The 12,179-nt window shown below is 56.9% G+C and carries 12 protein-coding genes; 5 read left to right on the top strand and 7 right to left on the bottom strand.

Going from position 1 to position 12,179, the window contains the following annotated elements; all coding sequences use genetic code 11:
• Window positions 1–48 precede the first annotated feature (48 nt).
• A complete protein-coding gene (locus J4O76_RS18200; RefSeq protein ID WP_426283365.1) occupies window positions 49–1,044 on the bottom strand; it encodes a hypothetical protein in 996 nt (331 codons plus the stop codon).
• Entirely contained in the window at window positions 1,041–1,685 is a 645-nt protein-coding gene (locus tag J4O76_RS18195) for a hypothetical protein (RefSeq protein ID WP_426283363.1), read from the bottom strand. The genes J4O76_RS18200 and J4O76_RS18195 overlap by 4 nt, the downstream gene beginning before the upstream one ends.
• A 384-nt stretch (window positions 1,686–2,069) precedes the next feature.
• On the opposite strand from J4O76_RS18195, the gene J4O76_RS18190 reads away from it, so the two are divergent.
• Complete coding sequence (locus J4O76_RS18190; protein WP_426283361.1) at window positions 2,070–2,522, top strand: hypothetical protein; 453 nt, start codon at window positions 2,070–2,072, stop codon at window positions 2,520–2,522.
• 80 nt (window positions 2,523–2,602) lie between these two features.
• Here J4O76_RS18190 and J4O76_RS18185 read toward each other — a convergent pair whose 3' ends face one another.
• Complete coding sequence (locus J4O76_RS18185; RefSeq protein ID WP_426283360.1) at window positions 2,603–3,217, bottom strand: histidine phosphatase family protein; 615 nt, start codon at window positions 3,215–3,217, stop codon at window positions 2,603–2,605.
• A gap of 334 nt (window positions 3,218–3,551) precedes the next feature.
• Complete coding sequence (locus J4O76_RS18180) at window positions 3,552–4,031, bottom strand: helix-turn-helix domain-containing protein (RefSeq protein ID WP_426283357.1); 480 nt, start codon at window positions 4,029–4,031, stop codon at window positions 3,552–3,554.
• A 63-nt stretch (window positions 4,032–4,094) separates the two neighbouring features.
• Here J4O76_RS18180 and J4O76_RS18175 point away from each other — a divergent pair, with 63 nt between their 5' ends.
• The 4 genes from J4O76_RS18175 (at window position 4,095) to J4O76_RS18160 (ending at window position 8,079) form a co-directional block, all read left to right on the top strand.
• Window positions 4,095–4,337: a helix-turn-helix domain-containing protein gene (locus J4O76_RS18175; protein ID WP_426283355.1), complete on the top strand. Its 243-nt coding sequence runs from the start codon at window positions 4,095–4,097 to the stop codon at window positions 4,335–4,337.
• A 205-nt stretch (window positions 4,338–4,542) separates the two neighbouring features.
• Window positions 4,543–6,165, top strand: coding sequence for a tyrosine-type recombinase/integrase (locus tag J4O76_RS18170; RefSeq protein ID WP_426283353.1), 1,623 nt, complete (start codon window positions 4,543–4,545; stop codon window positions 6,163–6,165).
• Window positions 6,162–7,064, top strand: coding sequence for a tyrosine-type recombinase/integrase (locus J4O76_RS18165; protein ID WP_426283351.1), 903 nt, complete (start codon window positions 6,162–6,164; stop codon window positions 7,062–7,064). The genes J4O76_RS18170 and J4O76_RS18165 overlap by 4 nt, the downstream gene beginning before the upstream one ends.
• Entirely contained in the window at window positions 7,057–8,079 is a 1,023-nt protein-coding gene (locus tag J4O76_RS18160; RefSeq protein WP_426283349.1) for a tyrosine-type recombinase/integrase, read from the top strand. The genes J4O76_RS18165 and J4O76_RS18160 overlap by 8 nt, the downstream gene beginning before the upstream one ends.
• Here the strand turns inward: J4O76_RS18160 and J4O76_RS18155 are convergent.
• The 3 genes from J4O76_RS18155 to J4O76_RS18145 all read right to left on the bottom strand — a co-directional run bounded on the left by J4O76_RS18155 (window position 8,052) and on the right by J4O76_RS18145 (window position 11,703).
• The gene (locus J4O76_RS18155) at window positions 8,052–8,360 is read right to left on the bottom strand and encodes a HEPN-associated N-terminal domain-containing protein (RefSeq protein ID WP_426283347.1); all 309 of its coding nucleotides are present in this window, start codon (window positions 8,358–8,360) and stop codon (window positions 8,052–8,054) included. The two genes, J4O76_RS18160 and J4O76_RS18155, sit on opposite strands and share 28 nt — an antisense overlap.
• Before the next feature lie 231 nt (window positions 8,361–8,591).
• A complete protein-coding gene (locus J4O76_RS18150; RefSeq protein WP_426283345.1) occupies window positions 8,592–9,632 on the bottom strand; it encodes a 5-methylcytosine restriction system specificity protein McrC in 1,041 nt (346 codons plus the stop codon).
• 10 nt (window positions 9,633–9,642) lie between these two features.
• Window positions 9,643–11,703, bottom strand: coding sequence for an AAA family ATPase (locus tag J4O76_RS18145; protein WP_426283343.1), 2,061 nt, complete (start codon window positions 11,701–11,703; stop codon window positions 9,643–9,645).
• Between the last annotated feature and the right edge of the window lie 476 nt (window positions 11,704–12,179).

Below are 12,179 nucleotides of genomic sequence, written 5' to 3'. Positions count from 1 at the left end.
GACGGCTGCGTTACACCGGATTGCGCGGGCGGGGCTAGGCTCGACCGCTTAGAAGTCGCTACCGATCGACAGGGCCGGTCCGGAGCCCGGACGCGCGCCACCGGCGATGTGTTCGCGCCAGTCGAGTGTCAGGCGGATCGTCTTGCGGGCGACCGGCAGCGCGGCGACGAGCGAAGGTCCGATATCGAAGCGTTCGGCGTCGCGTTGCGCACTTCCCCAGGCGCCAACGCCAATGTCTACGGTCGCGCCGGCAAGCTTTCCCAGCGGATGCGTGAGTCGTGCGGAGGCGTCGACGAAACCTTCGATTCCGTCACGCGCAATCCCGCCGGCCTGGCCGTATGCTTCCAGACGGAGGCCGCGTGCGACGTCGGCCGGACCATAGCCGGCAATTACGCCGACCGTCGGTCCGCCACGTCCGCCATCGAGCGCGAACCGCTGCTCGGCGACGAGGCGGATCGGCAAGCGCGTCGGTTGCCATTCGATCCCGAGTGCGGCCTCGCGTCCGGCGCCTTTGAGCGGCGTGGCGATGCGCGCCACCAGCGCGACCTTGCGACGGCTGCCGAGCGCATAGGCTAGTCGCAAACCGCCCTGCGACGCGCCGAGTTGCCCGCCCGACACCGTACCGGCGGGACCACCACGCGCGAGCAGCCATGCGCTTCCGCTGAGACGACCCGGTCCTCGGAGGACCAAGGGCGGCGCTACCGGTGACGGAATGAGGTATGTCCGAGGCTCTGCGACGGCCCGCCAATCGGGAAGAACGCGCGCTACGGGGCGTGGCGGCGCAATCGTCGGTGCCTGCCATGGTCGACCCTTGGCGGAAATCGGCGATGCGACAGCGACGCGTGGCATGGTCAACACCCGCGGAGGCACGCGGGGTCGCCCGAGAATTGCTGCGGCGACTTGCGGCACGAGCACTTCGATTACCCGTGGGATCATGTCCGACGGTGGAAGCGAGGCGACTTCCGGCAACAGCAACGCCACGCGGACCATTACCCATCCGCCCAACGCCAATGCGAGAAAGCGCAGCGGGCGGCCGACGCTCATCGTACCGCGGCGGCGAGGCCTGGATGGTTAATGCTGTCAGTGATGACGTCGATGGGCAGCGCGTCAGGAAACTCGTGCTGTGTCTTGTCCCAGACCGGCGCCGCGCCGCGCAGCATGCCGATATAGACGATCACCGCGCGCGGTGCGGCGATCAGCGAGACGAGGTTGCCCACGAGAAACCGCGGCAGCGCCCAGATCGCCTCGCGCATGCCATAACTACGTCCCGTGAATATCATCCGCACGATCAACCGCCACACCAGCAACGCGCCATTGGCGACGAGCAGCCAGAACGCGATCGGGTAAGCGCCGTTCGCGTAGGGTGACGCCCCACCGGCTTGGCCATGCGCCAGCAGCGACAACACCCATATCGGCACCGCAAGATAGCCGACCGCTAGGATCACGACGGCCAGCGGCGCGCGCCGATCGCGCATTCGCATCCAGTGATCGGCGATCGCGCGGGGCTGCCCCCAGCCGGTACGATCCCAGCCCGCGAGTGCAATACCCATCATCCACCGCGTTTTCTGGCGGACCGAGCCGCCGAGCGTGCATGGGAAATACGCGCGTACCGCGACCACCGTCCCAGCGTCGTCCGCCGCAACGCGCGCAAAGATGCCGCGAGCGCCTAGCTCTGCGAGTCGCAAGCCCAGCTCGTATTATCCCGCGCGCATAGTAATCTCGATTTGAGCGGGATCTTGCGATGTTGCGCGCCGACCGTTGCGACGTAGCAAACCATATAACTTTGAGTGCCTGATCCAACGTTTAACGAGCCTAAACGTTCGTCGATATGGAGCACTCAGTCATTGCCCTGGGTGTGACATTCTGCGAATCAGCCCGGGCGACGCGGTAAATCCCGCTCGCGGGGCGTCGTAACCCCACTGCTACGTCGATCTGGTCGAGTTTCTCGGCCGGGTGGCCGACGCGTATGTCCAGGGTTCTGCCTAAAAGCGGCGGCGCCTTGCGCGACGTGCAGGGTTACGAACGCCCGGCTTTGGCCGGGCTCGCCTCTTATCGGAGCGGAGGCGGGAATGCATCTTAGAGGAAATTTACGAGCAACTGAGCGGCAGAAGGAAGCCGTCGAACTGCTAGTAGCGGTTTTAACTGCCTATGGGCGCGAGACAACAACTTCGCAAATTTCGCCAATCACGCCAATTGGACGCTCCGTGTTTCGAGCACTTGCGGAACGAAAAGGGGCATTTTTCCGTCCTGTTCCGTTTGGCCGGGATGAGCTTGCTACGCTTGCATGCTCTTCCAAAAGCGCGGTGAGCGCCGCTATTCGACAACTCACCGCTAATGGATTTTTGGTTGTCACCGGACCAAGGACAGCGCCAATGGCGAAGCTGCAATTTCCTCAATCTGCCGTCGACGATTTCATGTCACGAGAAAAACGGAAAGCCGATCAAGCGCGCAAACACGGCTATAATGGTCCGCTTTGGGATTTTGGGATCGATGAGGCGAAGAGTGTTCTCGATGAAGAGTGAAGGCATATCCGGCGCAGCGTGGTCCGCGCGTTGCCGCTCCCCGTGCTAGCCGGCGGCTAAGCCGCTTTTTAGATCCACTATTAGATCTGATCGAGAGTCCAGCGACCGGAGCTATGATGCAGTATTACGGACTGAGCGTTGCTGATGGCAGGTGCTTCACCCTTTCGCCAAAAGCCTCTCATCTTGCTTTGGTCATCTACGTCGGGCGCCGCAACGACTGCACGAACCGCCTGAATAAATTGGCCGTGACTGAAGAGAAGGACAATCGACCGTTCCGGCAGATCAGCGAGCCGATTGAGTGCCACCTCGGCTCGCCGTAGCAACGTAGCGAAGCTTTCTGCTCCCGGACCGTCACAGTGCGCGGGATCGAGCTCACTCCAGTACCGTTCGAGATATGGCATACGCTCGACGCTGCGGGTGCCATTCCAGCGAGACGGCTCCAGATACGTGAATTCTTCGATTGGCCAGACCTGTACCGGCACGTCCGGAAATCTTGCAATCGTCGCCGCCGCTGTTTGCTGCGTTCGGCGATATGGCGAGGTCACAATCAAAGAAGGAGCATCTGCCCATGAAGCGGCAAGCCCAAGTGCTTGTTGGCGACCCAATTCCGTAAGCTCGATATCTGCGAGATCGTGACACGGGATTCCTGCATTACCCGTACTTTGACCGTGCCGCACAAATATTGCTGTTGTCATCTTACCTCGCCGTGACCGTTTTCACTGAACAGAAGTCTGATATTGTGAATAGATCGATATATTTTGGGCGCTTCAAGAGCGCAGTTTTAGCGAGTCGCAGTGAAGCAGTACAATCACAACTAGCCCGGGTACGAGCGCGGATATAAAAAGATAATTTCGGATGGGCTCCTGCATCAACGCTCCCATGGCTCCGGATGCTATAAAAAGCGCGTCTGAAAGTATTAACGTTGCAACAATCAACGGCCAATTTGGCCTCCGAAATTTTCCTGATCTTGCACGAGCAACTCCATCGCGAAGTTCTTGCTCAAATTGATTGGAAAGTTTGGCGTCGGAGTCAGATCGCTTCAAAAGGGCCTCCTGTGGATAATGCATGAAAGGCATCACGAACGCGCTCCTTCGCGGCCGCTTCCGCGCTTTCCGGTTCTCGCGCGATCAGATCGGCGAAGTTGCGTAGGACTTCTTCTGGGAGGGTCAATCTAGCGCGCTTAGCCAGTCTCCTCACCTCACCGCAAAGACGGTCGCGTCGGTCAGGCGGACTCAAGGAAACTTGTCGAAGAGGGATCAAACCTGGACCAGAGAGAACCCACTCTGGATCAATATCGAACGCCTGTCGCACCGCCGCTAACGCCCAAACAGGAGGCAAATTTGTCGCGTTTTCCCACGACAGGACTTGGCGCCGGGAATAGCCAATACGGTCAGCAAACTGCTGCTGAGTAAGGCCCGCATGCTCTCGGGCAAGTCGCAACCGGCGAGCCAATCCCTGCGTGTCGCGCGCCTCCTTCTCGTTTTCGGTTGCCGCAGCGACTAACGACATTTATCACCTTGTAGTTGAGACTTATCGTACATACCAGATCGGTCTCATGATGTGGAGCACAACATGATCGATGAGAAGCGCCATGCTCGCATTAAGGCGGCTCTCCAACTTAAAGGAAGTAGCCTGAGTGCTGTTGCTCGCGATCTAAACGTGACGGCCACCACCGTCTCAACCGTAAGCAGAGGTTTTCGGAGGTCCCGCCGAATCGAGTCAAGAATCGCGACCGAGCTTGGCTGCAAGCCAGAGGACCTCTGGCCTGAGAGATACAAAGCGATTGTGAGGGAGGCGCCTATCAAAGCGAGCTAAATCGCAACCGCTTTCAATGGTCGATCCAAAATTCGCGCGACAGAGAAAAGGCTCAGCTTTGCCGGGCTGAGCCTCTTCAAGATTGGTATCATCCCGAAATCAATCTCCTCGTGTGCAGACGTGCTGTCAAGCGGTGAGGTCTCGCCGATGACGACGTGCGTCCTGCCTTCGCGCACGACGTTCGCAGCAATGGGGAGCCGATACGATGGATAATGCAAAAACTTTTCGCAACGCGGGAGAACGCGACAGCAAACAATTGTTCTCGTCACGTGACGCTTTTGCAAAGATGTGCCAATTAGTCGAAAGCTACCGCCAATATATAGACTTCACAAATGTCCGTAAAGCTGCCGACGTAATCAAGATTTTAGTATTAGCTGGCGGCTGCCCCGGAGCATATCCGGAGTATCTAGGCGTGATAAATCATTTTCTCAGATACCTTAGATCTAAAAGAATAGCACTACAGTCTGTATGCGTGGATGACATACGAGGATTCTGGGAGCACAAATGTACGACAACATGCTATCCATCTTACGCGGTAAGAGGACGCCCTAAATTCATAGCGGTTTCAAGGTTTATCTTATTTCTACAGTATCAGGGAGTTATGTTAACGACCAGCTGCGATACGAACGACGCTCAGATTTGCATCAAATTTAGGGACACCATAGAACGCCTTGGCGTCGGGACAGAACGCGCAAATACGCAGGCTCGACAATCTCTGCACTTTTTAATCTGGCTTCGGCTGCACTGTATCTCGCCGGGGGCTATCAACAATCAAGTCTTGGATGATTTTTCGGTTCACGACTGCCGCTGCGGGCTACACATGCGATCGGGGCGCACGGACGGACGAGCTAAAGCCCAGCGTCGAATTGCCGTACAGCGATTTTTACGGTTCCTGGCGAACCAGAACCCTGTCTTTCTCGACGACGTTTTTATAAGAGACAAAAAGCCGCTGAAGCTCACCCCCTCAGCCTTGCGCTATCAAGCATGGCTGGTCGATCATAGAGGCCTTCAGCCGAGAACAGTGTATTGGTATGTCATCGACCTAATGCGGTGGCTTCCACAGCTTGGTGAGGACGCATCTGCCTACAGCGCGGAAGGTTTACGCACGCTAGCGATGTCGGTGTTCGGGCATAGCAGTCCAGCTATGCAAAGCCGTTTCATTAAATCAATAAAGAGTTACGTTAGATTCCGGGCATTCGAGGGACATTGCAGCTTATCTCTCATGGATGCTCTTATTTCGCGGCCGTCCTATCGCCTATCCACTGTACCTAGGCGACTTGACATAACAACGGTCAACAGAGTCATTGATAGCTGCGATTTGAATACGTCAAGAGGTGTTCGAGAGCGGGCCATATTGATCTTGCTCGCCCAGCTAGGTCTTCGGGCGGTGGAGGTATGGCGACTCCGGCTCGAAGATTTTGAGTGGTCTCAAGCGAGGCTACGGATCAAAGGAAAGGGCGGAAGGGGTGCATTTGTCCCCCTCACGCAGGATGCGGGGGACGCGGTGCTGGATTACCTTGATCGCGCGCGCCCTCTCTCCGACTCAAATGCTCTTTTTCTGCGAAGCCGTCGCCCATACACTTCGCTCGGCAGGGCAGGAGAAATATCTAGCATTGCGTGTTTTGCGCTAGCCAGGTGTGGCCACAAAGGTGGTGCGCATGTTTTTCGCCATAGTCTGGCGACGGAACTGCTGAGAGATGGCCGTAGCCTCGAGGATATCGCTACCGTTCTGCGGCACCGATCCGTCAGCTCGACGATGATATACGCTAAAGTCGACGAGCCAATGCTCAGGCGTCTTGCAGAACCCTGGATGGGTGAGCAGCTATGATCGAACCTGTTCGAAAATATTTGAGATATCGCAAAGCCCTAGGATATCAGGATATCGATCTTTGTCGCGAGCTTCCCGATTTTGCCCGGTTTGCTGCTAATAGAGGAGCCATTTATCTACGCAACGATGACGCGATTGCATGGGTGAGCGAAAGGGGTACACTCGCTCGAAGATATAGGCTTCTTGCTTCCATTCGGCGGCTCGGCCTCTTCCTCTACGCGGAGGATGAACGCCACGAAGTGATTTCAGAAGAACAAGCTCGCCCGGTCCGGTGCGTCAGAAGGCCTACACCCTATATCTACACTGACGGGGAAATACGCCATCTGCTCGCAGAGTTAGGTTCGCTGCCATTTCGCCACAGATATGATGCTGAAACCTACAAGCACCTCGTTGGGCTCATTGCCGCAACTGGACTAAGAATTAGCGAAGCTCGCTCGATTCTTACACAAGACTTCGTGGAAGACCAAATACTGATCCGAAGGGGGAAGTTCGGCAAGGATAGGATCGTTCACATTCATATGAGCACGGCAAAAGCGCTGAGGTCATACCTATCATGTCGTCCCCAGGGCCTAAGTGACGAACGGCTTTTTGTCATTCATACCAGCCGGTCGCCATCGGCTCAGTCAATCCAAGCCATGTTTCGGCAATGCACAAACAACCTCAATTTAACTAGTCGAAACGGCAGCAGTTTGCCGAGAATCCATGATCTCCGGCACACTTTTGCGATCAAAGCATTGGCTGCCTGTGGAACGGACCGCAAAGATATCTCCAATCACATTGTCGCCCTTTCGACCTATATGGGGCACGTCAGCGTAGCGAGCACGTATTGGTACTTGGAGATCTCAACCGAAACAAAAGAAGACATGGCCTTGGCAATCGAGGAGGTGCTCGATGCTTAAATTGGCCCAACACGAATTAGCGCCAGTTCTCTCCCGATATCTGAATGAACATATCGTCCGCGATCGCGGACTTAGCCAGCTGACGCGATCGAGCTATGCGCACACCTTCATTTTGCTAGTTCGCTACATCACTAACGCAACCCGAACGCCAATCGACCGGCTACAGTTGGAAGATATAACTGCGGATATTGTGCTCAGTTTTCTAGATGATCTTGAAAAGACTAGAAAAAACTCAAGTCGATCTCGTAATTTGCGGTTAGCAGCAATCCGATCATTCTTCCGATACGTACAGATGAAGATCCCCGCAGCACTGGATCAAGCGGCTCGCATACGGGCGCTGGGAGCGAAAAGGACGGCGGTCCCAGTAGTTGATTGGTTATCGCTGGAGGAGGTTAAGAGCATCTTGAAACTCCCAGATATGGCTCGGCATGAGGGTATCAGGGACCGAGCAATGCTAAGCCTTACCTATATATGCGGCCTCCGCGTTTCGGAGGTTCTCGCAATTTCTATCCGCGACTTAAATCTCGGACCGAAGCCAACAATACACGTAATGGGCAAGGGACGACGGGCGAGAGTAATGCCTTTGGGACCGGAGACAGTGAAACTCTTACGTGCTTGGACCTTTGCGCGGCCCAATGCTCCTTACGATCACGTTTTTCTCAATCGGCACGGTCAACCTCTTACGCGAGATGGCTTCGCGGCTCGCCTTACAAAATATGTTCAAATTGCTTCGAAGTCGATGCCGAGCCTTATGTCCAAAAAGGTCACCCCTCATGTGCTACGCCACAGCTGCGCCATGCATATGCTCAAAGCAACCCGTGACATAAGGAAGGTGGCTCTGTGGCTAGGGCATGCTTCGATCCAGTCCACCGAGATATATCTTCATGCGGACCCGGAAGAGAAACTGGAGATCCTAACATCCCACGGAGGGCTAGGCATCAAGGCGGGCAATTTCACATCTCGCGCTTCCGACGTGATGAGTATGCTTCAGGCCGCACGAAAGCCTGACAATTGACCGCGCCTGGACTGCGGATCGGCTTGAGGTCGGAGATTGTCGACCGCGCCAATCACGTCGTCATTCTCGGAAAAGCTTGCATCGTAAAGGACGTCGGCGGTCGTCCTGTGCGATGCCAGCCCGCCGCCTTCGCGCGATATGTACATGATCCCCTCGTTCGTTGGCTCGTTCCAGTCGAAGCCGAGGCCGCCGAGCACGACTTCGGTTAACGCCTCGAACGGCGCCGCGATCGGCTGGTCGGATTCCGCATCGCAAAGAGCTGCAGGCTTCGCTCTAGACATGTCTGGCAATCCACTCGGCGAGATAGAAATCGGTCACGCACGCGGAGCAGACATGATCGTCGGAGTCGCCTTGCGCGCGCTCCTCCATACTAGCGGAATAGCCACACTCTGAAGCTGCGTTCGGGGCGGCTAACTCAGGGTCTTAAACCAGCCACTGTTTCGGCTGCTGGTTTGTGAAGCGGGTTCGTCAAGGCAATGGCGTCACGCGTCACGTTGACGAGCGAGCGCTTCTTAGGTCGGTGCGTTGTCAATCAGCGCTAGCAGATCCTTCGCGATAGCCGGCCAAGGCTGCGCCAAATTGATCGTGGCGATCGTGATTGGGTGACCTTGGATGCGGTAGGTTTCACGCAGTGACGTGCCGTTGAGTGGGTAAAGCAGCATCCCCTCACAGCCCGCAAACAGCGGATCAGCGGCGGCATTCTTCAGATAGGCGAACAGCTGGTACAAGTTGCCCGACTGGAAGCTTTCATTACCGTACTGACTGCGTTGCAGCGCGTTGGCATAGTATTTTGTGTCGATGATCAGCCGCCGCTTTGCGCTCTTCAGATAGATATCTGTGACCATGTTCGGTATCCTGCCTGCACCCGTAACTGCCGTCGGCTTACCGTCCCACTGGATGGATAGCGGCAAGACGGCAAAGTCTGACTGCTCGGCCCGATAGAAATTACGCACGAAATCCTGAAAAACGTAGGCCATCTTCCTCTCGTCACGCAGGACATCGGTAAAGGCGAAGCCGCGGCCTTGAATGTCAGGCAACAAGCAGTCGAACGCGAGCTCAGCTACCCTGAGAAGCAGATCGTAATAGGCATTGTTGCGGTGCAGCTTGACGCGCGCAAAAGCAGTGCGCTCGAGCCAAATGTCCGACACCTCCGGCATACTCTGCGCCGTGCGCGCGAGATCAACGGCCAGCGCTGCATCGATCGTTTGCGCACGCGCGAGCCGCCGCAGCGAAGCCTTGATAATCTGATTGTGGAGCAGGTCGTGGCTAAGCTCGTCGAACTCGCAGACCAGCCGCCGAACGCTACGCGCTTGAAGACGTAGCGATGCGCCTAATTCAATACGCCCGCGGACCGTCGCGATCTCGTCGGAGACGTCTTGATAGTTTCGATCCAGCCCACGTCGCAGCAGCATTCGGGTGCCGTGTAACAGTACGCGGCCTAGAAGATTCGGCAAGTCGGGGCTACTACTCCCCCCAATCGAAATCGACTGGGCTTCCTCAAACCGGTTCCAGGCGTAGCAGAACAGGTAATAAACGTTTTCGATCGGTATCACAGGCGCGCGCTCAGGGCAGTTTCAGCAGCTGTTCGGCCCATTGGTCGGCCTTGGCGGGTGCGTCAAACCAATACTCGCGCAGTAGTGGTGCGATTTCTGTGCGAATGACTCGCACGTACCAGTTCGCTTCGTCCTCGCCAGCATTCGGACCGGCACAGAAGAAGCTATGCCCGATCGCGAAGCCCGGACCCAGGTTCGCTACATCGCCAATGATCTCGGCGTTCAATACGCCTATCCTCTCGACGAGAATTGTGATCAGTCCGTCGGACACGCCCGCATTGGCGAGCTGTTGACGAAATTTTGGTGATGCAAGATTGGCCCGTACGTCAACGAAGCCAAAGCGCCGGCGCAAGGCGTAATCGACTACCGCCAGCGAGCGGTCGGCAGTATTCATTAGCCCGAGTAAGTAGACGTTGCTGGGAACATAAAATGGTGCCCGCCCCGACGCGAGCGGCATGGCCCAATCGGCGTCGCGTTTGTCGGGCTCGATCAGCAGCATAAGCTCTCCGAGGATCTTGCTCAGATTGCCGCGGTTGATCTCGTCAATTACAAATACATAGGTTCGCTCGGGGTCGCCCTCAGCCTGCCGGCAAAACTCGACAAACTTTCCTGGCTTGAGGGCAAAGCCAGTCTCGGTCGGCCGAAATCCCTCGACGAAATCCTCATACGCGTATGACTGATGGAACTGCACAAACCGGAGCCGGTCCCGATCTTTGACCCCCATCAATGCAAACGCTAGCCGCTGCGCTGCGTACGACTTCCCGACGCCGGGCGGCCCCTGGAGGATGATGTTCTTCTTCGCCCGCCAGAGCAGCATGATGTCTTCAGCTTGGCTGCGTTCCAGAAACAGCGTGTCGAGCGCATCGTCGAGCGTATAGCGCGGCGGCTGATTCGTTCTTTGGTCTGGGAGCTGGTGATCAACGTACGGCAGATTTTTGCCAACAAAGGTTTGGTACGCACGATTGAGGATCGACAGCAAACTGGGCGTTGCCTCGGTTAGGTAGGTCCCTTGATTGAGCTCAAGCTTTCGATTGAAGAAGAGCCCTCTCGCTCCACTTTCGACGAGCTCCTTAAGTTCCGAAGTGAACGGTTCGGCCGATAAAAATTCGGACCGCGGCAGTGGCGGGTCAAGTTTCTTGTGATCTTGCAACTGAATACGGTAGCCGGGCTGATCGGCCCATTCGGTATTCGCGACCCCGGTGAAGCTGTCGTCGGCCGCGGCCGCAACAACTGACACGTCCGTGATCGCTTTGTTGTCGGTCAGGTGGAACACGATATCGCCCTCCCGAACCTGCGCCATCGCTCCATAAATCTGCCGGCCGTCCTTAGAGGTCTGTGGTGACCAAAGCGCCCGACCCAAGGCGTGGTCGCCGTCCATCCGATCCGCTCGCCCGGAAACTAAGGTCTTCTCTATCCAATATCGCCGGCCGCTTTCTACCGTCGTGGCGCCGTTCACATTACGCTGTTCGGACGCGTCGATGTCAGTCTCATCGTCATACCGAGGCCAAAGGCCTGCCCGCGGTGGAATTGGAGGTAGCCAGTTGGAGATCGCATGACGCTTCTCATCCAGCAATATTAGAAAGGCGGCCTCGCCCGCTTGGTTACACTCAAACGCGCCTTGCAGGCCGAGCTCGCCTGACGAATGTGTGAAACGGATACGCGCCGGAGCCGCATCAAAGCTCGCGAGTGTTGCTAGTGCGCGATGCGCGTTGCTGTCCTTCCGGCCAAATCGAATTTGCGGGATACCAGTGCGGTACCAGTCGATGCCGAGATCATGGACTGCGCGAGCCATCGCGCAAAAGCTCGATGTTTGTTCATCTGTCCAGTTGACACGTCGCGTCCTGAAATATTCGCAGCTATCGAACAGCCGGAGGAGCTCGACGTCAGACATGGCCGAGCCGCCGAGCTCATAAGTGAACGTTGTCGTACTGCTCGCCACCGGACCTTTCATCACGGGCGCGGCCACGCTTGCCAGCTCCTGAAATTTGCGTCCGTTCAGTGCCTGGCAAACATTCGCATGCGCAGCAGTGAGGCCGAGGCGGTCATGCACATCACGAGCGACAATCGTCACCGAGCTTAGCCCTTCAGCTCGGGCAGGAGTGATGAAAGCGTCTAGCGCAAGCGCTCGAATTCGATCTGCGTCAGCTTCCACTCTTTTTCCTCCCGCTAAACTGTGATGATCCCAGCCGAAACGCCTCGAGCGTGCAAGCCTGAACTACTGCGACTGGGCGGGTAGCGGAGTGGCAGCTTAGGGGGTGGTCCAACGCAGTATGCGAATGCTCCGTAAGCCGACGTTCTTTCAGGTAGGATGGCACGTCGGCAACTCGGCCGATTGCAGCCTGGCAGCTTCCGGGGCGCCACATCGCGCGAAGAGGACATTGGCTTTGCTCGCTGACCGAGCCGCTAAGACCCACGCGCGAAAGCTCGCGAGCATTGCGAGATAGCTCAGCGCACCTTTGCAGTCTCGATATCGCCTGGCTAGATCAGTTCCTCAGACCGGTGATCCCTATGGCGGTTGTGACCTGAGCATGATGAGGAAGTCGGCAG

This window comes from Sphingomonas sp. NFX23 (genome assembly GCF_049887795.1).
In the GTDB taxonomy this organism is placed as follows: domain Bacteria; phylum Pseudomonadota; class Alphaproteobacteria; order Sphingomonadales; family Sphingomonadaceae; genus Sphingomonas.
Note: the sequence above shows the minus strand (reverse complement) of the source record. Positions and strands in the feature narration are given on the sequence as shown.

Excerpts from the sequence above, each read along its gene's own strand:
- J4O76_RS18155 (WP_426283347.1), bottom strand. The coding sequence starts at position 8,360 with ATGTCTAGAGCGAAGCCTGCAGCTCTTTGCGATGCGGAATCCGACCAG.
- J4O76_RS18200 (WP_426283365.1), bottom strand. The coding sequence starts at position 1,044 with ATGAGCGTCGGCCGCCCGCTGCGCTTTCTCGCATTGGCGTTGGGCGGA.
- J4O76_RS18180 (WP_426283357.1), bottom strand. The coding sequence starts at position 4,031 with ATGTCGTTAGTCGCTGCGGCAACCGAAAACGAGAAGGAGGCGCGCGAC.
- J4O76_RS18170 (WP_426283353.1), top strand. The coding sequence starts at position 4,543 with ATGGATAATGCAAAAACTTTTCGCAACGCGGGAGAACGCGACAGCAAA.
- J4O76_RS18160 (WP_426283349.1), top strand. The coding sequence starts at position 7,057 with ATGCTTAAATTGGCCCAACACGAATTAGCGCCAGTTCTCTCCCGATAT.
- J4O76_RS18175 (WP_426283355.1), top strand. The coding sequence starts at position 4,095 with ATGATCGATGAGAAGCGCCATGCTCGCATTAAGGCGGCTCTCCAACTT.
- J4O76_RS18185 (WP_426283360.1), bottom strand. The coding sequence starts at position 3,217 with ATGACAACAGCAATATTTGTGCGGCACGGTCAAAGTACGGGTAATGCA.
- J4O76_RS18165 (WP_426283351.1), top strand. The coding sequence starts at position 6,162 with ATGATCGAACCTGTTCGAAAATATTTGAGATATCGCAAAGCCCTAGGA.
- J4O76_RS18190 (WP_426283361.1), top strand. The coding sequence starts at position 2,070 with ATGCATCTTAGAGGAAATTTACGAGCAACTGAGCGGCAGAAGGAAGCC.